This window comes from Bifidobacterium sp. LCP19S3_E9 (genome assembly GCF_052121135.1).
GTDB classification, from domain to species: domain Bacteria; phylum Actinomycetota; class Actinomycetes; order Actinomycetales; family Bifidobacteriaceae; genus Bifidobacterium; species Bifidobacterium thermacidophilum.
Genome location: NZ_JBQKEV010000003.1, coordinates 136,769 through 161,488, shown reverse-complemented (window position 1 = coordinate 161,488; position 24,720 = coordinate 136,769). Strand labels below are relative to the sequence as shown.

Annotated in this window: 19 protein-coding genes and 1 tRNA gene; 15 read left to right on the top strand and 5 right to left on the bottom strand. The window is 61.0% G+C overall.

From position 1 onward, the window contains the following. Positions 1–326: 326 nt before the first annotated feature. Together ACTQYB_RS02580 and ACTQYB_RS02575 are read left to right on the top strand one after the other, a co-directional pair. Positions 327–1,145, top strand: a complete 819-nt coding sequence (locus ACTQYB_RS02580; RefSeq protein ID WP_441481815.1) for a TetR/AcrR family transcriptional regulator — start codon at positions 327–329, stop codon at positions 1,143–1,145. A gap of 150 nt (positions 1,146–1,295) precedes the next feature. Continuing rightward, positions 1,296–2,384, top strand: a complete 1,089-nt coding sequence (locus tag ACTQYB_RS02575; RefSeq protein ID WP_441481786.1) for a glycosyltransferase family 2 protein — start codon at positions 1,296–1,298, stop codon at positions 2,382–2,384. 118 nt (positions 2,385–2,502) lie between these two features. Here the strand turns inward: ACTQYB_RS02575 and ACTQYB_RS02570 are convergent, their stop codons facing one another. Continuing rightward, complete coding sequence (locus ACTQYB_RS02570) at positions 2,503–4,173, bottom strand: C69 family dipeptidase (RefSeq protein ID WP_441481785.1); 1,671 nt, start codon at positions 4,171–4,173, stop codon at positions 2,503–2,505. A gap of 158 nt (positions 4,174–4,331) precedes the next feature. Here ACTQYB_RS02570 and ACTQYB_RS02565 point away from each other — a divergent pair, with 158 nt between their 5' ends. The 5 genes from ACTQYB_RS02565 (at position 4,332) to ACTQYB_RS02545 (ending at position 7,408) form a co-directional block, all read left to right on the top strand. Next, positions 4,332–5,066: an amino acid ABC transporter ATP-binding protein gene (locus ACTQYB_RS02565; RefSeq protein WP_441481784.1), complete on the top strand. Its 735-nt coding sequence runs from the start codon at positions 4,332–4,334 to the stop codon at positions 5,064–5,066. Between the two features lie 163 nt (positions 5,067–5,229). After that, entirely contained in the window at positions 5,230–6,042 is an 813-nt protein-coding gene (locus tag ACTQYB_RS02560) for a transporter substrate-binding domain-containing protein (RefSeq protein ID WP_044098625.1), read from the top strand. A 53-nt stretch (positions 6,043–6,095) separates the two neighbouring features. Next, entirely contained in the window at positions 6,096–6,758 is a 663-nt protein-coding gene (locus ACTQYB_RS02555) for an amino acid ABC transporter permease (protein ID WP_033506597.1), read from the top strand. Positions 6,759–6,904: 146 nt separating this feature from the next. Continuing rightward, complete coding sequence (locus ACTQYB_RS02550) at positions 6,905–7,165, top strand: mycoredoxin (RefSeq protein ID WP_441481783.1); 261 nt, start codon at positions 6,905–6,907, stop codon at positions 7,163–7,165. A 166-nt stretch (positions 7,166–7,331) separates the two neighbouring features. Next, positions 7,332–7,408, top strand: a tRNA-Lys gene (locus ACTQYB_RS02545). A gap of 149 nt (positions 7,409–7,557) precedes the next feature. Here the strand turns inward: ACTQYB_RS02545 and ACTQYB_RS02540 are convergent. Then, positions 7,558–8,349 carry a 5'-methylthioadenosine/S-adenosylhomocysteine nucleosidase gene (locus ACTQYB_RS02540; RefSeq protein WP_441481782.1) on the bottom strand — a complete coding sequence of 264 codons (792 nt, stop codon included), beginning with the start codon at positions 8,347–8,349 and terminating at the stop codon, positions 7,558–7,560. A 318-nt stretch (positions 8,350–8,667) separates the two neighbouring features. Here ACTQYB_RS02540 and zwf point away from each other — a divergent pair, with 318 nt between their 5' ends. Both zwf and ACTQYB_RS02530 read left to right on the top strand, forming a co-directional pair. Continuing rightward, the gene (gene zwf, locus ACTQYB_RS02535; RefSeq protein WP_026503532.1) at positions 8,668–10,206 is read left to right on the top strand and encodes a glucose-6-phosphate dehydrogenase; all 1,539 of its coding nucleotides are present in this window, start codon (positions 8,668–8,670) and stop codon (positions 10,204–10,206) included. Further along, positions 10,203–11,174, top strand: a complete 972-nt coding sequence (locus tag ACTQYB_RS02530; protein ID WP_441481781.1) for a glucose-6-phosphate dehydrogenase assembly protein OpcA — start codon at positions 10,203–10,205, stop codon at positions 11,172–11,174. Before zwf ends, ACTQYB_RS02530 begins: the two co-directional genes overlap by 4 nt. A gap of 365 nt (positions 11,175–11,539) precedes the next feature. On the opposite strand, the gene ACTQYB_RS02525 is transcribed toward ACTQYB_RS02530, so the two are convergent. Next, a complete protein-coding gene (locus tag ACTQYB_RS02525; protein WP_441481780.1) occupies positions 11,540–12,472 on the bottom strand; it encodes a glycoside hydrolase family 113 in 933 nt (310 codons plus the stop codon). Positions 12,473–12,827: 355 nt separating this feature from the next. On the opposite strand from ACTQYB_RS02525, the gene pgl reads away from it, so the two are divergent. Continuing rightward, positions 12,828–13,631 (top strand): 6-phosphogluconolactonase, encoded by an 804-nt coding sequence (gene pgl / locus ACTQYB_RS02520; RefSeq protein WP_441481779.1) that lies wholly within the window; start codon positions 12,828–12,830, stop codon positions 13,629–13,631. A 949-nt stretch (positions 13,632–14,580) separates the two neighbouring features. On the opposite strand, the gene gndA is transcribed toward pgl, so the two are convergent. Next, the gene (gndA, locus tag ACTQYB_RS02515) at positions 14,581–16,035 is read right to left on the bottom strand and encodes an NADP-dependent phosphogluconate dehydrogenase (RefSeq protein ID WP_441481778.1); all 1,455 of its coding nucleotides are present in this window, start codon (positions 16,033–16,035) and stop codon (positions 14,581–14,583) included. 483 nt (positions 16,036–16,518) lie between these two features. Here gndA and ACTQYB_RS02510 point away from each other — a divergent pair, with 483 nt between their 5' ends. The 4 genes from ACTQYB_RS02510 (at position 16,519) to nrdF (ending at position 20,812) form a co-directional block, all read left to right on the top strand. Next, positions 16,519–16,827 carry a glutaredoxin domain-containing protein gene (locus ACTQYB_RS02510; protein WP_441481777.1) on the top strand — a complete coding sequence of 103 codons (309 nt, stop codon included), beginning with the start codon at positions 16,519–16,521 and terminating at the stop codon, positions 16,825–16,827. 20 nt (positions 16,828–16,847) lie between these two features. Further along, complete coding sequence (gene nrdI / locus ACTQYB_RS02505; RefSeq protein ID WP_441481814.1) at positions 16,848–17,432, top strand: class Ib ribonucleoside-diphosphate reductase assembly flavoprotein NrdI; 585 nt, start codon at positions 16,848–16,850, stop codon at positions 17,430–17,432. A 95-nt stretch (positions 17,433–17,527) separates the two neighbouring features. Then, a complete protein-coding gene (gene nrdE / locus ACTQYB_RS02500; protein ID WP_441481776.1) occupies positions 17,528–19,696 on the top strand; it encodes a class 1b ribonucleoside-diphosphate reductase subunit alpha in 2,169 nt (722 codons plus the stop codon). A gap of 120 nt (positions 19,697–19,816) precedes the next feature. Beyond that, positions 19,817–20,812, top strand: a complete 996-nt coding sequence (gene nrdF / locus ACTQYB_RS02495; protein ID WP_044098634.1) for a class 1b ribonucleoside-diphosphate reductase subunit beta — start codon at positions 19,817–19,819, stop codon at positions 20,810–20,812. 141 nt (positions 20,813–20,953) lie between these two features. Here nrdF and ACTQYB_RS02490 read toward each other — a convergent pair whose 3' ends face one another. Further along, positions 20,954–22,402: a putative ABC transporter permease gene (locus ACTQYB_RS02490; RefSeq protein ID WP_441481775.1), complete on the bottom strand. Its 1,449-nt coding sequence runs from the start codon at positions 22,400–22,402 to the stop codon at positions 20,954–20,956. 1,035 nt (positions 22,403–23,437) lie between these two features. On the opposite strand from ACTQYB_RS02490, the gene ACTQYB_RS02485 reads away from it, so the two are divergent. Continuing rightward, the gene (locus ACTQYB_RS02485) at positions 23,438–24,352 is read left to right on the top strand and encodes a hypothetical protein (protein WP_441481774.1); all 915 of its coding nucleotides are present in this window, start codon (positions 23,438–23,440) and stop codon (positions 24,350–24,352) included. The last annotated feature ends 368 nt before the right edge of the window (positions 24,353–24,720 follow it).

Here is a 24,720-nt window from a genome sequence, read left to right as displayed (position 1 = left end):
CACATCTGCCGATGCCCGCACCACCCCACGCCCGGCAACCCGCAGATGGAAACGCATCCCCCGACAAACCGACACCACCCAACCACAACAATCCACAAATACACGCACATCTCAACAGCACTGGCAAGATACGCATCCAACCGCCGGGTTCTGCGCCGCAGGGCGAATAGGAACCTCGAGATACCTTGCTATCTTTGGGCGCCTTTGAGCGCCAGCGCCCCGGAACGAGGTATCCGCCCCCGGCGGCACCGCCGACCCACCATCCCTCTCCGCAGCTGAAATCCACAAGGGGTGAGAAACTAGACACTATGGCAAGTAGTTCGAGGATGACGTCGTATCAGCGGCGCGAGCAGCTTATCGAGATAGGGCGGGCACTGTTTGCGTCCAAAGGGTTCGAAGCGGTGAGCGTCGAGGAAATCGCCGCGAGCGCTAAAGTCAGCAAGCCCATCGTCTACGAGCATTTCGGCGGCAAGGAAGGCCTGTATGCCGTGGTCGTCGACCGCGAAATGCGCGCACTGACCGACGCGCTCATCGGTTCGCTCAGCGACACGGAAGCCCATCCCCGGCAGATTGTGGAACGCGCCGCCCTCGCACTCCTCACCTACATCGAGGAGAATCCGGAAGGCTTCCAAGTCCTGGTGCGGGATTCCCCGAGCACCGACCCGACCGGCTCGTTCAGCTCGCTGCTCGGCGATGTGAGCTCAAAAGTCGAGCAGATTCTCGTCGAATGGTTCAAACGCCAGCATCTTCCCGTCAAAAGCGCGCCGTACTACGCGCAGATGCTTGTCGGCATGACCGTGTTCACCGGCCAGTATTGGGCCGACCGACCCAAGCTCGGCAAGGAGCAGCTCGCCGCGCTCATCGTCAACCTCGCCTGGCACGGCCTGTCCCGCCTCGAAGCCAAACCGGAACTGCGCTATGAGGGCGCGAAGGCCAAGCGTGCGCGCGAATCGGCTGAAAAGGCGGCGCAGAAGACGAAGCACGACAATGGCGGCGAACAGCGCAATCCGCCCGCCGCGGACGCCAACTCCGCCGACACCGCCGACACCGCGGAACCGATTCCGCCGACTGCTGCAAATCAGGCGGATTCTGTGCCCCCAGAGAACGCAACCCCGGAAAACGCAACCCCGGAAAACGCGGCATAATCCGGGCACCTTCCGCGACTCGAACCTGCGGTAACGCCTTTGTGAAATCCTCATGCAAATCAGGCGCCGAAACCCGCAAATCGGGCAAGCCCCGCCACGCCGCCACACTCCCCGTGATAGCCTTGCACGGGACATACAGAAGGTGGAGCAATGACTAATTTCACGGACGCCACGCCGGATTCTCACCACAGCGTTCAACGGGGAACGTCACAGCAGGCCAAGACGTTGACTTTCGTTGTGCCCGCGTACAACATGGAGCAGTATCTCGAGCGTTGCGTCGCTTCGCTGATTGACACGCCCGATACCGGCGACATCGAGGTGCTCATCGTCGACGACGGGTCATCCGACACGACTCCAGAGCTCGCCGACCGGCTCCAGGCAGCGCATCCGGGCGTAGTCAGGGCGATCCACCAGCCGAACAAGGGGCACGGCGGCGCGGTCAATACCGGCATTCGCGAGGCCTCCGGCATGTACGTCAAGGTCGTGGACGCTGACGACTGGGTCGGCAAGGCTTCACTCGGCCAAGTCATGGAAACCCTGCGGGCACAACGCTTCGAACGGGAGCCCATCGACCTGCTGGTCACCGATTACGTCTATGACAAGGTTGGCAAACGCAACAAGCATGTTGTACATTTCAGCAACGTCATGGATGCGAACCGTAGGCTCGGCTGGGACGATCTGCGGCATTTCGGCATCGCGCAGTACATGATCATGCATGCGCTGACCTTCCGTACCTCGGTCGTGCGCGAATCAGGCATGATTTTGCCGGAGCACACGTTCTATGTTGATTTTATTTATTCGTATCAACCGTTCCCGTGGGTGCGCAGGCTCATGTACCTGGATACGCCGTTCTACCATTACTTCATCGGGCGCGAAGGCCAGTCTGTGCAGACTGACGTGATGATCCGGCGTGTGAGGCAGTTGCAACTCGTCAACCATCTCATGCTTGAGGCGACGCCGGAACACGGCACCGTGCCGGACGGGCTGTACCGGTACATGATCCACTTCCTGTCGATCAACAGCGTGGTGACCAGCGTGTTCCTGATTCTGTCGCGCGACCGTGAAAATTACCGCCAGAAGGACCGGCTGTGGCACGAAATCGACGTCACTTCGCCGCAAATCGGGCATGATGTGCGGCATAAACTCGTCTCGCGCGCAATCAACCTGCACGGGCGGACCGGGCGATTCATCATCCGGCACGGCTACAACATCGCCGAACACGTCGTCGGTTTCAACTGATTCGCTCCGTTCGTTCCGTTCTCTCCGGATTCAGCCGGACTTGGTCGAACCTGTGAGCGTTGGCACAACCTTCTACCGACGCTCACAGGCAACTCAGCGCCGGTAGAAGGTGGGGCGGTCAGCGGTCGGACATGGCGAAGGCGTTGCGCATCAGGTTGCTGGACGTGTACAGCACCTTGCTGAGCAGCTCCTGGGTTTGCGAGCGCAAGTAATCCGCCATCTGCCGGTTCGCCTGCTCGAGGGCGTCGCACGCAGTACGGCAATCGGCGGATTCTCCGGAAGCAGCATCGTCGGCCGCCCCGACGGCAGCATCCACGCGCACCCCGCTATGCTTGATGCCTTCGACATCCTCGAGATCGGCGCAGCTTACGGCATGTCCGGCCCCGGCGCCGGCACCAGCGCTCGCACCGGCACTCGTCGCACCCCGCAGCGCGGCATCAACACGCGCGATATGCGTATGCCCATGCGACATGACGTTCTCACGGTAATGCTCGATCGCGTTGCTGTTCGACACATAATGCGGGTCGGCGAGCGCCGCGATGATGCGGCTTGTCCAATAGAACGAGTCCGTTGACACCTCCGCGCCCGTATCACGCAAATACGCAGGCGTGTCGCGCACATTCGTATAGAACGGTGTGAGCGTGGTGAACGGGCCGGACCCGTATTGCAGCCACATCACCGACCGATTCACTTCCGGCTCGTACGGGCGAATCTGCAGCAATCCCATCTGCCCGGTGCGGTTGATGCCAATCGGACGATACCGATGCCGCGTCTCATCCGTGCCGCGCGTACCATACGGGTCGTACGGCGTGTCCTCGAAATGCGAAGCCATGAGGAACGCGACATCCTCAACCGTCACACGGTTCTCCGGCCGGCGGCACCACGGAATGTCATCGGATATCGGCGTATAGCGGGCGGCTGGCGAATCCCAGTCCTCGCTCGGGTTCAGATAGCGCTCCATATACCAGGCACGCGGCGTGTTGTAGATATGGTCTTTCGTCGTACGTGTGCCGAACAGCGTGCGCGGATTGAACCGGCCAACCCGGTTCAAGCTGTCTGCGCCCATGCCGCGGTCAAGATGATTCTCACGGATGAACTCCGTCAGATCGGCGCTGCACATATGATTGCGGGCATCGCCGAGCGCATCCTCTATATCGAAATCGTCAAGCCCCAACTGGTTGGGAATCGCGGCATAGCAGTCATCCGGCACACGCTTGGCAATCCAATGGTGTCCGCCAATCGTCTCCACATACCACACGTCGTTCACATCCGAAATGGCGATGCCGTTCGCCTCATACGTGCCGAACCGTTCCAACAGCTCGCCCAGCCGGTACACGCCTTCACGCGCGGAATGCACGTACGGCAGCACCAACGTGATGAAATCCTCCTCGCCGATACCACCGGGGATTTCCGGCCGGTAATCATCATCGCCGGGATTGCCATGGGCCGGCTGCAATTCGACCATCGGATCAGCACCGAGCACCCGCTCGTTCACCGCGATCGTCTCGGTCGCGCTCATCGCGATATTGCGCTCGCTGATCCCGCATTCCGCGAGGATTCCGCGGCCGGGCAACGCGTTCGGGACAATGCTGTAGCGGCACGGGTCATCCGGCAGGTCGATGCTCACGTGGCTCAGTTCGCTGCGGTAATGCCGCGGCTGGTCGCACGGGTTCACAGCGATGAAGCGTTTCGGGTCGTAGCGGCCGGAACCGGAATCGTCGTTGCGGGCAATCATGGTCGAGCCGTCGATAGTGGCGGATTTTCCGACAAGAAGCGTAGTACAAGACATGATTCCACTGTAGGACGGCATCGGGATGGGCTGGCGTGAGCGGGCGCTGATAGCCTGCGATAGGCGATTGGTATAGCCACGCCGGAAACGGTCACCGGCCCGGCCTATACAGTTGATAGATACAAATCCGCCATATAGGTCCCGTGAAAGGAGCGTCAATGATCACCATCCGCGACGTGCATAAACGTTTCGGCGAGCATGATGTGCTTACCGGTATCGATCTTGATATTCCGCACGCGGCGACGGTCACCGTCATCGGCCCGTCCGGATCCGGCAAATCCACGCTGCTGCGTGTCATCGACGTGCTCGAACATGCCGATAGCGGCACCATTGATTTCGGCGACGGCCCGGTCGATTTAGCGACCCGCGACAAGACGACGATTCGCGACATCCGTTCACGCATCGGCTTCGTGTTCCAGAACTACAATCTGTTCGCCAACAAAACGGCGTTGCAGAACGTGACCGAGCCGTTGATCTACGCGCAAGGCAAGTCACGCAAGGAAGCCGAAACCATCGGACGCGAACAGCTTGACCGCGTGGGGCTCGCCGACTTCGCCGACCGCTACCCCAGCACCCTGTCCGGCGGGCAACAGCAGCGCGTAGGCATCGCACGGGCCATCGCCGCGAAACCTGAGCTTCTGCTGCTTGACGAGCCCACCTCCGCCCTCGACCCGGAGATGGTCGGCGGCGTGCTCGAAGTCATCCGGCAGCTTGCCTCGGACGGCATGACCATGCTCATGGTCACCCACGAGATGCGGTTCGCCCGGGAGGCTTCCGACCATGTCGTGTTCTTTGAGCACGGCGGCATTGTGGAGCAAGGCACGGCAAGCGACATTTTCGACCATCCGTCGCAGCCGAGGACCGCGGAATTCCTGCAATCCTTCGCTTCCTGACCCTCGTTTCAGGCCGCATGCAATCGACCGCCTGCCAGCGCAGTCCCCGCAATCGGCACGTCTCTGCCATATGCCAAACGTTAAACGTCATACGTCATACGTCATACGTCATACGTCATCGTCGGCAATCAATCACCATCAATCACATACAAGGAGAACAACCATGACCACACGCACACGCCATACCCTGCGGCTCGCCGCCGCGGCCCTCGCCGCCATCACCCTGATCGCGCCGCTGGGCGCTTGCGGCTCCTCCAGCTCGTCCACGAGCGCGCTGCAGGAAGTCAAGAACAAGGGAACGCTGGTCTTCGGCACCGAAGGCACATACGCGCCCTACAGCTACCATGATTCGAAAACCAACAAGCTCACTGGCTACGACGTGGATGTCGCCACTGCCGTCGCCAAAGACCTCGGCGTGAAAGCCGAATTCTCCGAAGCGAACTTCGATTCGCTGCTCGCCAGCGTGGATTCAAAGAAAACCGACAGCGTGGCCAACGAGATCACCACCACTGCCGAACGCAAGGCGAAATACGATTTCACCGAACCGTACGCCTACTCCTACGGCGTGGTCGTCACCCGCAAGAGCGACAATTCCATCAAATCCTTCGACGATATCAAAGGCAAGAAAGACGCCGGGCAGAACGGCAGCAACTGGGCGAAAGTCGCGCAAGATAAAGGCGCGACGCTCGTGCAGGTCAACGATTTCTCGCAGGCCGTGGAAACCCTGACCTCCGGGCGGGCCGACGTGATTGTCAACGACGGGCTCGCTGTGCTCGACTACCTCAAGCAGAAGCCGAACGCCGACATCAAAATCGCCGTGAAAAGCGAGAAAACCCCTGCCGCGCACTTCCCGCTGCGCAAGGGCAGCGACGACCTGACCGAAGCGATCAACAAGTCCATCGCCAAGCTGCGCAAGGACGGGACGCTCAAGAAGATCTCTGAGAAGTACTTCGGCGAGGACATCTCAACCAAGTAACGCTCGGTTGCGCTGGAAACTGAAAACCGGCATAGATTACGAAAGGAGCCGCAATGGACGGCAGGGTCTGGCAGATAGTCGTCGATTCATTCGGCAAACTACTGATTCCAGGAATCACGGTGACGATTCCGCTCACCTTGGTCTCCTTCGCCATCGGCTTGGCGCTGGCGATTATCGTGGCGCTCACCCGCGTGGCCCGCACGCCGGTACTCACGCAGATCGCGCAGTTCTACGTGTGGGTGTTCCGTGGGACGCCGCTGCTCGTGCAACTGTTCGTGATCTTCTTTGGTCTGCCGTCCATCGGCGTGACCATTCCGGCGATTCCGTCCGCCATCATCGCGTTCTCGCTCAACGTGGGCGCTTATGCGTCCGAGACCTTGAGAGGCGCGATCGAAGCGGTGCCGCGCGGGCAGTTCGAGGCCGGGTATGCGACGAACATGTCGTATGTGACCATCATGCGGCGCATCGTGCTGCCTCAGGCGTTCCGGTCGGCGTTCCCCGCGCTGTTCAACACGTTCATCTCGCTGGTCAAGGACACGTCGCTCGCCGCGAATATCACCGTCGTCGAGATGTTCATGACCGCGCAGCGCATCACCGCCGTGTATTACGAGCCGCTTGCGCTGTACCTCGAGGTCGGGGTCATCTACCTGCTGTTCTGCACGGTACTCACCTGGGTGCAGCACTGGTGCGAACGGCGGCTGGCGGCGCACAGCTGATCGCGTGGCGCTGTCTGTTTTGCGCGGACCGCGAATCCTGATGCCGGACAGCTGCATCCGCCATCGTCTTGCCTTAGCATAGGCAACCAACGCGCGGGGCGAACGGACGGGAGCCCCGCCGGCAACCATCAACGAAAGAAGGAACCATGAGCGATATCAACGTGTACGGCGCAAGCTGGTGCGGCGACTGCAAGCGGGCTAAGGAGGCGCTTAACCGGTTCGGCGCGACGTTCGACTGGCACGATATCGAGCAGGAAGACGGCGCCGCCGACAAGGCCGTGGAAATCAGCGGGCAGAAGCACATCCCGGTTGTCCAGTATGCGGACGGATCATTCCAAGTCGAGCCGTCGGCCAACGACATCAAAGCGAAACTGCAAGAGCTGGGTGCGCTGCCGGCAGAGGCATGAAGCGTGGCGGGGCGTGACCGTGGCTGGGGTTCGCGCAGGCATTGACAGGAACCACTGAAAGGCGCAAGTGTGCCGACGGCTGATTCCCGCGAGCCCCAGCCGCTCATGCCTCCCATCGGCGATGGCCGGCGTGCCGGTCGAGCCATGGTGTACAATACCGTTTGTTGCCCCTCTAGCTCAATTGGTTAGAGCAGCGTCCTTTTAAGTCGTGGGTTGTGGGTTCGAGTCCCACGGGGGGCACCACCTAAGTCCTTGGAACCCAGCAGTTTCAAGGACTTTGTTTTTCAAAGCATTCCATCTGTCTGGTTGCGGATGCTGCGTTTCCCCTTATGCGTGGTAAATTTCCGACGATTTTGCGGGATTTCGGCTTATTCGCGGCGGATTTGTGCCGCTCATAGGGCCGCTAGAACCGCCAGGACCGCCGCCGCGGCGTTTTGGGCGGCGAGGGTCATGTCCGACTGGTGACGGTTGAGGTCTTCGTACGCCTCGCCGCAACGGTTGCTCATCGCGCGTACGGCTAGGAAGGGCACGCGGTTCTTGGCGCACACGTGGGCGGCCGCCGCGCCTTCCATCTCCTCGCAGTCGCCATGCCAGACGCGGCGGGTGCGCTCGAGTACGTCGGGATCGGTGTTGAACCGGTCACTGGTCGCAATCATGCCGAGCGTGTACCGGCGGCCGGCACCGTTGTCGGTGGCGGTGTTATCGGCGGCATCATCGGCGGTGGTAGCAGCGGCGGTATCGTCCATCTGTGTCAATGACGGCGCGCGACGATACCCCTGTTCGTCCAGAACCTGGCAGGCGAGCGCGGAAAGACGGCCATCGGACGCATACGTGTGCAGGAAGGGGTCGCATTCGGCGATGATGTCGTTGTTGGTCTCCAAGTACACCAGCGAACCGCCGACCACGATATCCCCGACCTCCAGCAACGGGTTGAGACTGCCCGCAATACCGCTGAATATCAAGGCATCCGGATGATATTCGCAGATCAGCATTTGGGCGGCGGCACCTGCGGCGACCTTCCCCATACCGCCCACGCACACGACGACAGACACCTCGCCGAACTGTCCGGTGACCAAATCGGTGCCGTACCGGCGGCGGCGCTCGATTCCATGCAAGCCCTCGATGATGGGTTCAGCTTCCTGCGGCAGCGCACACAGCACCGCAACGCGGTGATGAGTCTCCATACTCCAATCGTCGGGCACGGTTGAGACATTCGACGGGCGGCAGACGGACGGCGGCGGGTGGATGGCGTACGATACCCGGCCGTTGTGTGTGCGACGCGGCAGTCGCATGCTGGGCATATAGCCTGATGGCAGAGCCGCGACCCGGTGATATCCGACCGCCATCTGACAGCCGTGCGATCGGGCAGTCACGACAACAGAGTGATATCTCGCCGCCGCCCCACAACCGGCCTGTTTGGCGCGATACGCCAGTCGTGAAATCAGCCTCGCAGCGCGGACGGCCCGAAACCAAACACCTCCCCCACACGTATGATGGCCATTATGAGTAACACACCAACCTGGACCAACCCGCTGCGCGACCCGCGCGACCTGCGTCTTCCGCGCATCGCCGGCCCGTGCAGTCTGGTGATTTTCGGCGTGACCGGTGATTTGGCTCAGAAGAAGCTCCTGCCAGCCGTCTATGATCTGGCAAATCGCGGTCTGCTGCCGCCGAGCTTCGGCCTGACCGGCTTCGCCCGCCGCGACTGGACCAACGAACATTTCATCGAATTCGTCAAACAGGCAGTCAAGGCCCGTTGCCGCACCCCGTTCAAGGAATCCACGTGGGAGAACCTTGCCAAGGGCATCCGCTTCGTACAGGGCACCTTTGATGACCCCGCGGCGTTCGAACGGCTGAGCAACACTGTGCAGGAGCTTGACCGAGACCGCGGCACGCAAGGCAATCACGCTTTCTACATGTCGGTGCCGCCGCGCGCGTTCCCGCTGGTATCCAAGCAACTCGCCGCATCCGGCCTGTCACGCTCCACCGAAGGCGCGTGGCGCCGCGTGATCATCGAGAAGCCGTTCGGCCATGACCTGGAAAGCGCCCGCGAGCTTGACCGCGTGGTGTCCGAGGTTTTCGACCCAAGCTCGGTGTTCCGCATCGACCATTATCTCGGCAAGGAAACCGTGCAGAATATTCTCGCGCTGCGATTCGCGAACGAGATGTACGAGCCGATCTGGAATTCGAACTACGTGGACCACGTGCAGATTACGATGGCCGAAGATATCGGCATCGGCGGCCGCGCCGGCTATTATGACGGCATCGGCGCCGCTCGTGACATCATCCAGAACCATCTGCTGCAGCTCATGGCGCTCACCGCGATGGAGGAGCCGGTGAGCTTCTCCGCACAGGATCTGACGGCCGAGAAGACCAAGGTGCTGTCCGCCGTCCGCCTACCGAAGGACTTGCGCGCCCACACCGCCCGCGGCCAGTACGCCCGCGGCTGGCAGGGTTCGCACGAAGTGGTCGGTTATCTGGACGAAAAAGGCATCGACAAGTCAAGCACCACCGAAACGTATGCGGCGATTCGTCTTGACGTGGACACCCGTCGTTGGGCCGGCGTCCCGTTCTACCTGCGCACCGGCAAGCGTCTGGGCAAGCGCGTCACCGAAATCGCCGTCGTGTTCAAGCGCGCCCCGCACCTGCCGTTCGAGCAGACCGCGGTCCGCGAGCTCGGCAGCAATGCGGTCGTGATTCGCGTGCAGCCGGATGAGGGCGTGACCATGCGGTTCGGCGCGAAAGTCCCCGGCGGCTCCGCGATGGAAGTGCGCGACGTGTCCATGGACTTCAGCTATGGCCGTTCCTTCACTGAAAGTTCCCCGGAAGCCTACGAGCGCCTGATTCTTGACGTGCTGCTCGGCGATCCGCCGCTGTTCCCGACCACCGAGGAAGTGGATCTGAGCTGGAAAATCCTCGACCCGATCGAACAGTTCTGGTCGACGCTCGGGCAGCCGCAGCCCTATCGTTCCGGCACATGGGGCCCAGCGGAAGCCGATGAGATGCTGGCCCGCGACGGCCGCCATTGGAGGATGCCATGATTATCGACCTGCCTAATACACGAACCCGCGAAATCTCCGCGAAAATCGACGAACTGCATGAGGAGCGCGGCGAGTCGGCGACCGGGCGCGTGCTCACGCTGCTGATCCGTACCGACGACGCCGAGCTTGAGAACTCGCTGGAAGTCGCGAATGCGGCGAGCCGTGAGCATCCCTGCCGTGTGATTGCGATTGTGCCGAACACGCACGCCACCATCGTTTCCGGAGAGGGCGAAGCGACCTCCGAGAGCGAAAACGCGGCCGACGAATCCAATCTCGACGCGCAAGTACGATTCGGCGCGGACGCCGGCGCCGGCGAGGTGATTGTGCTTCGCCCGCGCAACGGCCTGGTCGACCATCTCGACACGCTGGTCATCCCGCTGCTCGTGCCGGATGCGCCGGTCGTGGCCTGGTGGCCGACGAATCCGCCGTCCAACCCGTCGAAGGACCTGTTGGGCGCCATGGCGTCGAGCCGTATCACCGACGCGATGCGTTCCAGCAACCCGGAAGCCACGATCGAACGGCTCCGTCGCAACTGGTCCGCCCAAGATGTGGACCTGTCGTGGACACGCCTGACCGTGTGGCGCGCCATGCTCGCCTCCATGGTCGACCAGCCGCCGCACATCCCGATTGTGCACGCCCGCGTCACCGCGCCGAGCGATTTCCTGCCAGCGGATCTGCTGCGCGCATGGCTGCGGCTCAAGCTCAACGTGCCGGTTGATTTCGAAGCCGACGAGCATGCTGAGGCGGTCACCGGCGTGTATCTGACCCGCGAGGACGGCGGCGTGCTGTCGCTGGAACGCCCGCACGAGGATCAGTCGATCATCAGCGTCCCCGGGCAGACCCCGCAGCCGATCAGCGTGCCGGTGCGCACGCTCGAAGACTGCCTGACCGAGGAGCTGCGTCGCATGGACCCCGATGAGGTCTATGCGGATGTCATCAACAAGGGCTGGGATCTGATTTCGCACTGAGCCAGGCGGATTGGCGGCCCCGACCTGGATGCTGGGACGAAATACCGGTCATCCGGTCATCGGGTTATTCACGATAACGCGACGCCCGGCTGAGCGGCGCCGACTGGGAATTGCTTCCCGATCGGCGCTGCACAGCCGGGCGTTGTTGGTGCTGGCATGTTGGGACGGTGTTGGGGAACCGGCGTTGGGGGTGCTGGGCGAGTGGCGACGCTCATGCTTCTGAGACGCAATCGAAACGCCGCACGGACGATGCTTGGGCGCAATCATCATGTCATCGGGACGCTGTCGGGACGCAAGCATCATGCCGTCAGGACGCAATCAGGACATACATCATCATGACGCGCCCGCGACGCACCCACAGTGATTCAGCGGGCGAACGCCTCGCGGATTACGGATTCGGCGGGTTTGTTGTAGAACTCGTAGTAGCGGTCGGAGGCTGCAGCGTCGGCGCTGTACAGGACCGGCGGCCAGCTCCACAGCACGCAGCCGCGGATCCAGTCGCGCGAGGCCATCGCGTCGAACAGGCTGCGATACCAGTCCGCCTGCGCTTGCAGGTTGACCGGGCCTTCGAGCGTCCAGCTGTTGGGGATATGCTGCGAACCGGCGGTGGACATGCAGCCGGCTTCCGCGAAGAAGAACAGCTTGTTGAAGCGCTTCACCACCTGTTCGATGCGGTCGAGCTGCCGCGGCCAATCCTCGATCGGGTAGTAGCCGCTCGCCGAAATCATGTCACACGCATCCCACCAGCGCACGTTGTGCTCTTGGTATTTGTCGGTGTTGTAGCTCACCGGGCCGTCATAGCAGTCACGCACGGCGGCGATGACCTGCCGCCACTGCCGTTCGCGATGCTCGCTCATCACCATTTCGCAGCCGGGAATGAACAGGTCGACACCCTCCCGCTGGGCGAGTTGCGCATAGTGCCGCTGAAACGCTTCATACTGTGCGAACCATACGCTCCACTTCGGCTCGCACACCACATCCTCTTCGAAGAAGCTGATGTAGGCGCGCCACGTGCCGTCGGTGCAGTTCACCGTGGGTTTGAGACCGACAGCCATGCCGAGGCTGCGGGCGAGGCGCATCATGTCAATGAGCTCGGTGTCGGACATCGTGGCGTCCGTGGTGTAGTCGATGTGCTGGCTTTGCGGGTGCTCCTGGGCGCCGAGCGGCACGAACACGACCATGTTGGCGCCGGTGCGTTCCTTCATGACGCGTAGACTTTCGCGGGCTTCATCAGTGGCAAGTTCACCGCGGCGGGCGAAGGGTGCGAAGGTGATGCCATGGATCTGTTCGGGCAGCATGTGGTTCTCCTTTGATGTGCTGGTGCTGGCCACACATCGTCAAGTTGATGTGTGCGCAATTTTCGCATTCCCAGCATAACCGCTTAAGTTGTTGCGACAGGCCGAATCTGAAGATTGATTTCACGAGCTCGACTTGGCAGGGGCATCAGGAAGTCTTGTACGACGCAGGCGGCTGCGTAAAAGGTCATGCAGAGTCAATCGCACAGGCGTCCGCAACCAGTCAACGCAGACGGCCCCACGCAGACAGTTACGCATCCCGCCCGGTTACCGCGCTGCGACTATGCTGGCAAGAAGATTGAAAACATGCCCGCCGAACGCAACCGTTGGTATGAGGCACGCGGAATCAGGAGGAATCATGGCTCAACGCACACTCGTGGTATATCCGACCAAAGATGCAGTCGCCCAAGCGGGGGCGCAACGGCTGCTGCTCGCCATCGCCGATGTACTCGGCGAACGACTCGACGGCGGCAAAACCCGCAACCGTGTCGATGTGGCGCTCACCGGCGGCTCAGACACCATCAAAGCGTTGGAATACATGGCATCCAACCCACTGACCGACACCATCGACTGGACGCGCGTGCACCTGTGGTGGGCGGACGAACGATTCGTCGCCACCGATGATGACGACCGCAACGCGCTGCAGGCCCGCCGCATGCTGCTCGACCGGCTGGTCGCCGATGGGCGGCTCCCTGAGTCCAACATCCATGAGATGGCCGCAGATACGCGCAATGCTACGGATATCGCAGCAGCAGACGACGCGACGACCGACGCGCTGCTTGATCAGGCGGCATGCGCATACGAGCGCGAACTGGTTCGCGAACTGGGCGCCGTACCGGTGATGGATATCGCCGTGATGGGCATGGGACCGGACGGCCATTACGCGTCGCTGTTCCCCGGGCATGCCGAGGTGTCCATCGCAGACCGACTGGTCGTCGGCGTGAACCACTCCCCCAAGATGCCGCCGCTGCGCCTGAGCATGACCGCGCCGCTGCTCGCCCAGACGCGCCGCATGTGGTTCCTGACCGCCGGCGCCGGAAAAGCCGACGCGCTCGCCCACGTGTTCGCCACACGCAATGATCCCGCCTGGCCGTCATCCTTCGCAGACGCCACCGACGAGCTCGTCTGGTTCACCACCCCCGACGCGGCTGCGCAACTGTAAGGCGCTTGCTTACAAACCGGCTACGCTGAAGGCTACGAGCGAAGCCGGTTTGTAAAGGATTCAACATCTCGATTCAGAAGGCGCAAATCACGAGTTTTTCAGATTTCAGTCTGGAAAACTCGGCGGAAAAGACAGATTCCTGAAGAAATTGAGGAATCGGGATGGTCGCCTGCGCGACCGATTCTATAAAAACCGCGGAATTCCAACGATTTCGGGATATGCGTTTGCGACGGCATGGGCGCGGAATCTGCAATAGTCCGTCGGATGGCGTTCAGATGCGAGAGAGCGGAACCGAAAAATATTGGGATTATTGAGATTGGCTGCTGGACATCGAGCGCCCTGTACTGGAACGGGATGCATATGGGCGAATGACCGAGACCGATGCGGGAGTTCTGTTATGAATCGTCTCGAGGGCAGCAAACTCCCGGATGCGCACGGGAGTTTAGCGCGAAAGCATGAATCCGGCGGAGTTCTCCCAAAAACGGCTTTGAGGCCAATTTTTGAGAATCGCGGAATTCCAACGTTCTTGTTGGGAAATCATGCATGAAAATGCCGGATTCTCGTAAACTCCCGCGTCCGGCACGGGAGTTTAGCGGCGAATTGCCTAAATCAGCATAAACTCCCGCAGAATCTGGGAGATTAGGGCACGACAAGGACTATCAGCATAAACTCCCGGGCCAGCCAACGTTCAGCAGGCAGAAACGACATCAAGACAACACAGCCGCCGATATCCACGAGGCCCCCAATTACACAAACTGGTTACGCTGAGAGAGTCGTCAGCGTAACCAGTTTGGAGGCATCTGATTTACAAGGGCCGATGCGGTTCGCCTCCGGCCCTGCAATTATTGACCGACCTACGGCCGGACCCAACGCTTACAGCGGTGCGCAATACAGCGCACCGCAGCCGAGCCTTGCGACAGCCCACCGGGCTGTCGCAGTCGTCCTGAAATCACGCAGTGATTTCAGGACGGCCCGGCTCGGCCCACAACGTGTGGAAGGCGCCGGGCTGGTCGATGCGGCCATAGGTGTGCGCGCCGAAGTAGTCGCGCTGGCCCTGGATCAGAGCGGCGGGCAGACGGTCGGAACGCAGGCCGTCGTAGTAGGACAGCGAGCTGGCGAACGCCGGGGTCGGCATGCCGTTCAGCGCAGCCTGGGCGACCACGCGACGCCAAGAATCCTGCGCCTTGGCGATTGCATCCTTGAAATACGAGGCGAACAGCAGCGACACGTTCGCTTCGCCGGATTCGAAGGCCTCGGCCACGCGGTTGAGGAACTGCGCGCGAATGATGCAGCCGCCACGCCAGATGCGCGCCACCGCAGCAAGATCGATATTCCAGCCGTACTCCTTGGCACCGGCCTGAATCTCATCGAAGCCCTGCGCGTAGGCGACGATCTTCGAGGCGTACAGCGCGTGGCGGATATCCTCGATGAACGCGGCACGTTCGGCCGGCGCGACATCAAGCTTCTGCTCGGGGCCGGCAAGATGCTGCTTCTGTGCTTCGGCACGCTGCTCGGCCATGCCGGACAGGCCACGCGCGAACACCGCTTCGGCGATGCCGGTCACCGGAATCGCCAGCGACAGCGCGGTCTGCACGGTCCACGTGCCGGTGCCCTTCATGCCCGCATGGTCAACAATCACGTCCACCAGCGCCTTGCCGGTCTTGGCATCCACCTGATGCAGCACTTCGGCGGTGATTTCAATCAAATACGAATTCAGCTCGGTCTTGTTCCACTCTTCAAACACGTCACCGATCTCGGCGGCATCCATGCCGAGCCCGCGGTGCATGAGATCGTAGCTTTCCGCGATGAGCTGCATGTCCGCGTATTCGATGCCGTTGTGGACCATCTTGACGAAGTGGCCCGCGCCGTTCTCGCCGATATGCGTAACGCACGGTTCGTCTTCGGCGACAGCCGCGATGGACTTGAGGATCGGTCCGAGAGTCTTCCAGGATTCCTCGGTGCCGCCGGGCATAAGGGACGGGCCGTTGAGCGCGCCTTCCTCGCCGCCGGACACGCCGCAGCCGACGAAGTGAAGACCGCGAGCGCGAATCTCCTTCTCGCGGCGGATGGTGTCCTCGAAGTAGGAGTTACCTCCGTCGACGATGATGTCGCCCGGTTCCATGGCGTCGGCGAGTTCGTTGATCACCGCGTCGGTCGGGCCGCCCGCTTTGACCATGATGATCGCGGTGCGCGGACGCTTGAGCGAGGCGACGAACTCCTCAACGGTTTTCGCGGGCACGAACTTGCCTTCAGTGCCGTGCTCGTTGATGAGCTTTTCCGTACGCTCGTAATGCCGGTTGTACACGGCGACGGTGTTCCCGTGATGCGCCAGGTTGCGGGCGAGGTTGGAGCCCATTGCCGCCAGTCCGACGACGCCGATATTTGCTGTAGCTTCTACGGCCATTACGTTACCTTTCCCAAGTCCGATGACAGGTTCGATGACACGTTCATACGCGTTCATTCGCAGGCGCGGCTGTTCGCCGCGTACATCAGCTGTCAGTCTATCGCGAGCCTTGGGCGGAGTGCCCACTGCGTTCCACGAATACGCCCTGAGCAGTACCGCGGATTGCCCTGACGGCAGCAAACACGAGATGCACCCGCGATATCCGCACTCGTGCACACGGACATGTCAAGTCTGAATCACGGATTTGTCGGATACCTCACATTTCGGTTGCCGGCCGGCATCGTCGCCGCCCAGAACGCGCACACCCCGGAATCGTTCTCCCGACTATGATGAGCAACTTATGGAAATCACTAGATATAGTGGCGACACGCTCGACACGCCACTAGTGATGGTGGTTTTTTGTTCCTGCCCAGTCGTGTAGCGTAACAGTTCCGACACCGCCACGACAGCTTCCGTCATGACGCTTTCGACCAAGGAGGACAGTTGACCATCACCGTGTTCACCAAACCGCAATGCCAACAGTGCGAGGCGACCAAACGCCGCCTGCGCGACCGCGGGATCACCTTCGAAACCGTCGATTTGAGCGAGAACCCCGCGACGCTGACGCAGCTTGTCCAGGCCGGATACCGCCAAGCGCCCGTCGTGATTACGCCGGATGCCGCGTGGTCGGGATACCGGCCGGACCTCATCGACCAGCTCGCTGGAGCGCTCGCGACCGCAGACACGACCGCGACCGCAAACGCAAACGCAGACACGCAATCCGCCCTGGCGACCGACGGGAACCGAGCATGACCGACGCAACCGCACGCATGATGGGCGACTTGGGTTCCAGCGTCGCGGCACCCGGCAGCACGACACCCGGCGTCCCAGAACCAGGCTCTCCGAATTCCAACCCTCCAGCGCCCGGCACGCCAAGCCCCAGCGAGCCTGAATCCGCAGCAATCGACACCCACATCGGCGCGGTCGTGTACTTCTCCTCCGCGTCGGAAAACACCGCGAGATTCATCAAGAACTGCCATCTGCCCGAAGCCGGGCTCAACGTGTATCGCATCCCGCTGCGCCCGAAGAGCGCCCCGCTGGTTGTCCACGAACCGTTCGTGATCGTCGTGCCGACATACGGCGGTGGCGACATTTCGAAAGCCCTGCCGCCGCAGGTTCGCCGTTTTCTCAACGACCGCGGCAACCGCCGACTACTGCGCGGAGTCATCGCGTCCGGCAACACGAATTTCGGCGATGCGTTCTGCGCGGCGGGTGACGTGATCGCCGCGAAATGCCACGTGCCGTTCCTGTATTCCTTCGAACTGACCGGCACACCCGAGGACATGCGCAAGGTCCGCGAGGGGCTGCGCGGCTTCTTTCTGCGGCTCGCGGCGGCCGAAACCGACCGGCCCGACTGAAACCCTTGAAAGCTCCGCAACCAATCAACCATCCCCACCATCACTCATCTCCCCCACCTCATCCACAATCGCCGCACCAACCAGAAAGGCCAACCATGACCGCAACCGCCACTTCGCCCCAATTCACCATTCCGCAGGCGGCTCCCGACTATCACGCCCTCAACGCGATGCTCAACCTATACGACGACAACGGCCGCATCCGCTTCGATGCCGACCATCAGGCCGTTGACGCGTATATGCAAGACCAGGTCGAGCCGCGCACCATGCGGTTCGTCTCCACCCGCGAGCGCCTCGCCTACCTGCTGGATCAGGGATATTACGACCGTCGCGTCTTTGACCAGTATTCGGACGATTTTCTGGACAACTTCTACGACCATGTAGAACATCAGGGATTCACGTTCGAGACCTTCCTCGGCGCGTTCAAGTTCTACGCATCCTACGCGCTCAAGACGTTTGACGGCTCGCAGTATCTGGAGGATTTCCCACAGCGTTGTGCCGCCGTCGCTCTGGAGCTTGCGGACGGTGACGAGCAGCGTGCGATCGAGTACGCGGACGCCATCATTTCCGGCCGCTACCAGCCCGCCACGCCGACCTTCCTGAATCTTGGCAAAGCGCAGCGCGGCGAGGCGGTGAGCTGCTTCCTGCTGCGTATCGAAGACAATATGGAGTCGATTTCGCGCGGTATCAACGCGGCGTTGCAACTGTCCAAGCGCGGCGGCGGCGTAGCACTCCTGCTGACGAATCTGCGTGAGGCGGGCGCCCCGATCAAGCGCATCGAACACCAGTCAAGCGGCGTGGTTCCGGTCATGAAACTGCTCGAGGACTCGTTCAGCTACGCGAACCAGCTGGGGGCGCGCCAGGGGGCCGGCGCGGTGTATCTCAACGCGCATCACCCTGATATCATGCGCTTCCTCGACACCAAGCGCGAGAACGCAGATGAGAAGATCCGCATCAAATCGCTGGCCCTCGGCGTGGTGATTCCGGACATCACCTTCGAGCTGGCCAAACGCCGCGAACGCATGGCCCTGTTCAGTCCGTACGATGTAGAGCGTGTCTATGGTGTACCATTCGCCGATATTTCGGTCACGGAACACTATGACGAGATGCTGGCCGATGACCGTATCCGCAAGACGTACATCGACGCGCGCGAATTCTTCATGACGCTCGCCGAATTGCAATTCGAATCCGGCTACCCGTACATGCTGTTCGAGGACACCGTCAACCGCGCGAACCCTCTCAAGGGCCGCGTGACCATGAGCAACCTGTGCTCCGAAATCCTGCAGGTGCAGGAGCCGAGCACCTACCGCGAGGACCTCGGCTACGAGCATGTGGGCCGTGATATCTCCTGCAATCTGGGGTCGCTCAATATCGCGAAGGCGATGGACGGGGGTCTTGTTGCGAGCGTCGAAACCGCCGTCCGCGCGCTCACCTCGGTCAGCGACCATACGCGACTGGATTGTGTGCCGTCCATCCGGCGCGGCAACGAGGAAAGCCACGCGATCGGCCTGGGACAGATGAACCTGCACGGGTTCCTCGGCCGCGAAGGCCTGCGGTACGGCAGTGATGAAGCGCTTGATTTCACGGATATGTATTTCATGACGGTCGCCTACCACGCATACCGCACCTCGCATGCGATCGCCGCCGAACGCGGTACCCGTTTCGCTGGGTTCGACGACAGCGCATATGCCAAACCGACCGGCGAAGGCAACTATTTCGACAAATACATCGACGGCACATACCACACCGAACCTCGGACCGACACCGTACGCGACCTGTTCAATCGTTTCGGCGTGGCCATCCCTTCAGCCGACGATTGGCGCGAGTTGCAAGCCCAAGTGCTGCGCGACGGCATCTACAACGCCTACTTGCAGGCCGTGCCGCCGACCGGGTCGATTTCGTACATCAACCATTCCACGAGCTCGATTCACCCGATCGCCGCGCGCATCGAAATCCGCAAGGAAGGAAAAACGGGCCGCGTGTATTACCCGGCGCCCTACATGACCAACGAGAATCTCGACATGTTCGAGGACGCGTACACCATCGGCTGGAAGGCGATCATCGACACCTACGCCGAAGCCACGAAGCACGTGGACCAAGGCCTGTCGCTCACGCTGTTCTTCCCTGATACCGCCACGACGCGTGATCTCAACAAGGCGCAGATCTACGCATGGCGCAAGGGCATCAAGACGCTGTATTACATCCGCATCCGCCAGCAGGCGCTCGAAGGCACCGACGTCGAAGGCTGCGTCAGCTGCATGCTGTGAGCGGCGTCATTCCGCCAATCCTTGTCCCATGAACCAATGAACCATTGAACCGACCGAAGGAACATCATGACCACCACCCCCACCGCACCCCGCACTGTCCGCATCGCCGATGACGCGATGATGACCGCGTCCATCACCCCGGCGCAATACCGCTACCATCACGGTTCGCGCGTACGGCCGATTAACTGGAACCGCATCACGGACGACAAGGACCTCGAGGTGTGGAACCGCCTCGTCGCCAACTTCTGGCTGCCCGAGAAAGTGCCGCTGTCGAACGACGTGCCCGACTGGCGAGCGCTGAGCGAGCGCGAACGTACCACCACCGTGCGCGTGTTCACGGGCCTGACGCTACTCGATACCACGCAGGCCACCATCGGCGAAATCTGCCAGATCGAGCATGCGCGCACCGAACACGAGCAGGCCGTGTACACGAATATCGCGTTCATGCAGTCCATTCACGCGCGTTCGTACTCGTCAATCTTCTCCACGTTGTGCTCCAGCGAGCAGATTGATGAAGCGTACCGTTGGGCCGTGGGCAACGACATCCTGCAGGAGCGCGTCGACACCGTGCTCGAACAGTATGAGAGCGACGACCCGCTCAAACGCAAGGTCGCCGCCACACTGCTCTCGTCGCTGCTGCTGTACGCGGGCTTCTATCTGCCGTTGTATTTCGCGGCTCGCGGCACCATGATGAACACCGCCGATATGATTCGTCTCATCCTTCGAGACAAGGCGATTCATGGGTATTATTCAGGCTACAAGTTCCAGCGCGGACTTGAGACCCGCAGCGCCGACGACCAGCAGATGTTGCACGACTTCACGATGGACCTGCTCGACCGCCTGTACGAGCTGGAAATCGAGTATTCCAAGGACGTGTACGCGGGCTTCGACTTCCTGCCCGATGTGCTTGCGTTCGTGCGATATAACGCGAACAAGGCACTCATGAACCTCGGCTACTCCACACGCTTCACCGCCGAGGAAACCCAGGTGAGCCCGGAAATCCTGGCTGCGCTGTCACCTTCGGCGAACGAGAACCACGATTTCTTCTCCGGTTCGGGCTCGTCCTACGTGATGGGCAAGGCCGAGGAAACCGACGACGACGATTGGGATTTCTAGGGTTCGGAGGATTCCGCCACACGCAACCGCTGATTTGGCCTGGTTCACGGGTGCCTCGCTTATCGCGACCGTGAGCCGGGCGACCGGCAGATGCGCGGTGCACGCCCGCGCATACCGGTACAGCTCCGCAATACGCGACTGCTACGCCATACGGCCGGACTTCGACGGGTCGATGGTCATGGTCTGGAACCGATGCTGCATATACGAGTCATTGAAATGCTCGGCGAAGAACTGCGTGACCGGGGCATTCTGTGGCACGCCAGAAACGCGGCTGTACCAGCAGTCCAGCGCCATCAGCGTCATCACGATGTCAACCAGCATCAACACCGTGCACACCGCAGTCAACGAATACCTAATCTTCCACGGAATCCTATTGATCAGGCGCAACAGATACGGCAGCACGAACTTGATCCACGCGAGCCCGAGCAAACCCCAGAACACCATGTACTTACCAGACGTACGACCGCCAATCGACAGCCATTGACCGGTGTAATCCCACGCGGTGATGCCGAACGCCGCCTCCATGAACCAGCTGACGAAGAATTCAAACGCGCCGCCGATCACCGCGCTCGCGAAGAAAATCAGCACCGGATTCTTACGCCACAACCGGTTCAGGCACACCGTCAAAATCACCGCGCCGCAGCCGTAAATCGGGGAAAACGGCCCCCACAGCAGCCCCGCGCGGTCCTGGTATTCATGCACGAGCACGAAATGGTAGATGGTCTCGATAATCAGCCCCACCACGCAACCGACAACGAACAGCCAGAAAATATTAAAATAGTCAAGGGAAATATAGCCCTTGCCGCTCTGGTCGCGTCCGAGCATATCCGCTTGGACGGCCCTGTTGTACGCGTCATGCTCATCCATGCGTTTGAGATGCCACTGCAGTTGGCGTTCCTGGAGCAGTGTCGGATCAAGCGTGACCGACAAGGCGACCAGGATGGTCATCTGCACGAACGGTCCGAGTAGATTCGTGCCGAAACCTTCCAGTGCAAGCGACAGCATGCCATGCGCGAGCGTGAGCGGCATCAGCGCGTACGCCCACCGGGCGGCATGCCGGCGGTGGCTGCGCAACAGTTGCACGCCGAACACCGCCATGCACGCGGCGTTGGCGATCAGCACCACCACTTCGACGCAGGAGAGAATGAACGGCAAAGCGAGCGCGTCGATTGTGACTTTGCCATCAAGAACCTGGCGGATTCCATACGTGAGTTCGTAGATAATCAGCGGGATGGTGCACACGCCGAGCAGCATGACCAAGCCGCCGTAGAGGCGGGTGATGAACGGGAGCGTGTGTTTGCCGTCGTCAAGCAGGGAGGATGATTCCTCGTCGGCGCTCAATTGGTTGGCTGTCGCCTCGCGGGTCGCGTCGGAGATTGTGAGCGCGGCGATGGCGTCGGATACCGCGGACAGGGTTGCAGGGGCGGCGGTTGCAGGAGTGCCGGTCGAGCTGGGGGCGTTGTCAGCAACTACTCCATCATCGCCCTTGCCGGCGGCGTCACATACGTTTGCAGTGTTGTCGGAGCCGCTCACCAACGACGCCCCATCCGCGCCCGCCATTTGAAGACCGGCGTTGTCAGTTCCTGCCATATGCTGCTCCTATCCAGACGATCGTCCAACCGAAATCCGCAAGGACCTGCGTCGCCACGATGCATCTGTTGCCAGCGTACCTAGTTGTTGTAACTGTTTCTAAAGTAACATCATCCCGGTCCTTACCGTGCGATGCATGCGCGACCAGCCAGACAGACGCGGAATTCTCAATATCTTGCAAAATCGGCCGGCGAACAGAGATTTTCAGAAAAATCTCTAAACAACTCTCCGCAGAGACGAAATCCGCGATTTTTACAGACTTTCCAACGTGTGCGGCTAACACCGCCAGCCCAAGAATCGTTGATATTCCGCGCTTTTCCTGATTCCGTCATGTCGACGACGACGCGCGACAATCTCAATATCTCTCTCAATCACGCATCGGACACGAGATTTTCAGACTTAGCGCTCAACATCTCGCGAAATCAAGACGGAGTCGAAAGATTTTCAGATTTCAAGACTCAGAGATTTCTTTGGCACTCGGTCGGCGGCTACCGGGAGTCGAGCTTCGAAAGCATCAGAGACCTAGAACATCGTGGCGTGGAACGGGTGACCCGAAATCGCAGATATAGAGCCGACAATCTGAGACCGCGCGCGAAACCGGAGCCAGAGAAACGGAAGTGAAGAACCAGCAGCATGCGGCGCTAATCCGACGGACATCGTTGGAGGCCGAGTGCGGAATTTCGGGAACTCGCGCCACCGTCCATCGTCAGATGCGCGCGTTGTCTAATTACTCCACGAACCAGCTACGCTGACAACCGCTTTAGCATAGACAGTTCGTATCGGTGCGCACACTGGTTTCGCAGAGCGTACCGCCGGCTCTGGTGATCTCGCGCTTTCAGGTTCCATCCATGATTTTGGCAGACCACCGTGTGCGACTTTTGAGATGCTCATACGCCGATTGGCAGCGCATCCAAGGGTTGATGAGGTTAGCTGAAATCAATAAGGAAGCCGGGCAACATGGCTCGGCGGTCCGCGACAAGCCGCAACTACCGCGGCACGGCGAGGACAGCGAACCGACATTGAAGGGAGCATAACATGAGTGCAGATCAGCAGAATCCGCAAGACCGGCGGAACCAAGACACGCAGGAAACCCAGCAGATTCAGGACGTGCAGCGGACACAGCCAATCACCGACGCGAAGGCATCTGTAACAGGCGGGGAAACCAACGGCGGCAAGGCATCCGTCGGGAATGTGCCCGCAGGCGAAGCGTCCAATAGCAAGACGACGAATACCGATGTTACAGCGAACGGCGACACCGCAGAAGCCCCGGACATCGACGGGGTTTCCTGGAACTGGGCCGCCACGCATCGCGGCGAGGCGCAACCGGCAGATGCCGTCGCCAAAGCCTCGGCACAGGCGCGGCAGGCTCCGGGCGGACAGCCTCATCAGCCATCACCAGCGCCAGAGCAGAACGGACAAGTGAGCGGCGCCGGCCAAGCGGCTAGGGCCGGTCAAGCAGCCGGTGCAGGTCAGACGCAAACCCCGCCGCAAGCATCGCCGTACGGGTATGCATCCCAGCCGTACGCGCAACAGCCCTACGTACAGCAACCGCAATATCAGTCACCGTATGGGGTTCCCGGAGCGTATCCCGCACCGACGGGTACCCAGAAGAAGCCGAAAAAGCCGTCAAAAATCCGCGCCTTTTTCGCCAGTCTCAACACCGGCACTATCGTGTTCGCGGCCGTGGCAGCACTAATCTGCGGACTAATCGGCGGCGTTGCGGGCGGATTCATCATGCGCACGACCACGCCCAGTCGGCAGCAGCAAATCGTGCAGCCGTACGGCTACGGGCGCATGATGCCGGGCAGCTCGAACGAATCCGAGTCCGGGTCGAGCAGCGGATCAAGCAGCGGATCCGAAAGCGACGGCTCAAGCTCGTCCAGCGACGACAGCAGCCTTGGACTCGGACTCGGCGGAAGCGGCATTTTCAACGACACCGGCAGCATGTGAGTGAGCGGGCGGCCGCAAGTGAGCGGTCGGGCTATGCGAGCCACGCGATTCCTTGGAATACACGGCTGCGTGGGGCCACTCGATTGCGCGCCGCAGCTGCATGATTTGCGCGGCTGCATGATTTGCATGACTGTGCAATCTGCATGTCTGCATAGACCGCACGACTATGCGATTTCAGCGACTGCAAATCCACACGGCTGCGGCAGTTCTCAAGCCGCCAACCTTCGCTGCGATACCGAGGCTCAGATGCATCAACATCTGTCGCACTCCCGTCGTGGACTGGATCGGGTTTCAACGTTTGATTCCCGATCCAGTCCGTACGACCGTCCGTCGCAGCATGCGCCCGTAAACCGTACCCAGCCGAAAAC

Bases quoted from the DNA above. Each gene is read 5' to 3' on its own strand.
- ACTQYB_RS02570 (WP_441481785.1), bottom strand. From the start codon at position 4,173: ATGTCTTGTACTACGCTTCTTGTCGGAAAATCCGCCACTATCGACGGC.
- ACTQYB_RS02560 (WP_044098625.1), top strand. From the start codon at position 5,230: ATGACCACACGCACACGCCATACCCTGCGGCTCGCCGCCGCGGCCCTC.
- ACTQYB_RS02550 (WP_441481783.1), top strand. From the start codon at position 6,905: ATGAGCGATATCAACGTGTACGGCGCAAGCTGGTGCGGCGACTGCAAG.
- ACTQYB_RS02565 (WP_441481784.1), top strand. From the start codon at position 4,332: ATGATCACCATCCGCGACGTGCATAAACGTTTCGGCGAGCATGATGTG.
- nrdI (WP_441481814.1), top strand. From the start codon at position 16,848: ATGGGCGACTTGGGTTCCAGCGTCGCGGCACCCGGCAGCACGACACCC.
- nrdF (WP_044098634.1), top strand. From the start codon at position 19,817: ATGACCGCGTCCATCACCCCGGCGCAATACCGCTACCATCACGGTTCG.
- ACTQYB_RS02575 (WP_441481786.1), top strand. From the start codon at position 1,296: ATGACTAATTTCACGGACGCCACGCCGGATTCTCACCACAGCGTTCAA.
- ACTQYB_RS02490 (WP_441481775.1), bottom strand. From the start codon at position 22,402: ATGGCAGGAACTGACAACGCCGGTCTTCAAATGGCGGGCGCGGATGGG.
- nrdE (WP_441481776.1), top strand. From the start codon at position 17,528: ATGACCGCAACCGCCACTTCGCCCCAATTCACCATTCCGCAGGCGGCT.
- zwf (WP_026503532.1), top strand. From the start codon at position 8,668: ATGAGTAACACACCAACCTGGACCAACCCGCTGCGCGACCCGCGCGAC.
- ACTQYB_RS02555 (WP_033506597.1), top strand. From the start codon at position 6,096: ATGGACGGCAGGGTCTGGCAGATAGTCGTCGATTCATTCGGCAAACTA.
- ACTQYB_RS02580 (WP_441481815.1), top strand. From the start codon at position 327: ATGACGTCGTATCAGCGGCGCGAGCAGCTTATCGAGATAGGGCGGGCA.
- ACTQYB_RS02485 (WP_441481774.1), top strand. From the start codon at position 23,438: ATGAGTGCAGATCAGCAGAATCCGCAAGACCGGCGGAACCAAGACACG.
- ACTQYB_RS02525 (WP_441481780.1), bottom strand. From the start codon at position 12,472: ATGCTGCCCGAACAGATCCATGGCATCACCTTCGCACCCTTCGCCCGC.
- ACTQYB_RS02530 (WP_441481781.1), top strand. From the start codon at position 10,203: ATGATTATCGACCTGCCTAATACACGAACCCGCGAAATCTCCGCGAAA.
- gndA (WP_441481778.1), bottom strand. From the start codon at position 16,035: ATGGCCGTAGAAGCTACAGCAAATATCGGCGTCGTCGGACTGGCGGCA.
- ACTQYB_RS02540 (WP_441481782.1), bottom strand. From the start codon at position 8,349: ATGGAGACTCATCACCGCGTTGCGGTGCTGTGTGCGCTGCCGCAGGAA.
- pgl (WP_441481779.1), top strand. From the start codon at position 12,828: ATGGCTCAACGCACACTCGTGGTATATCCGACCAAAGATGCAGTCGCC.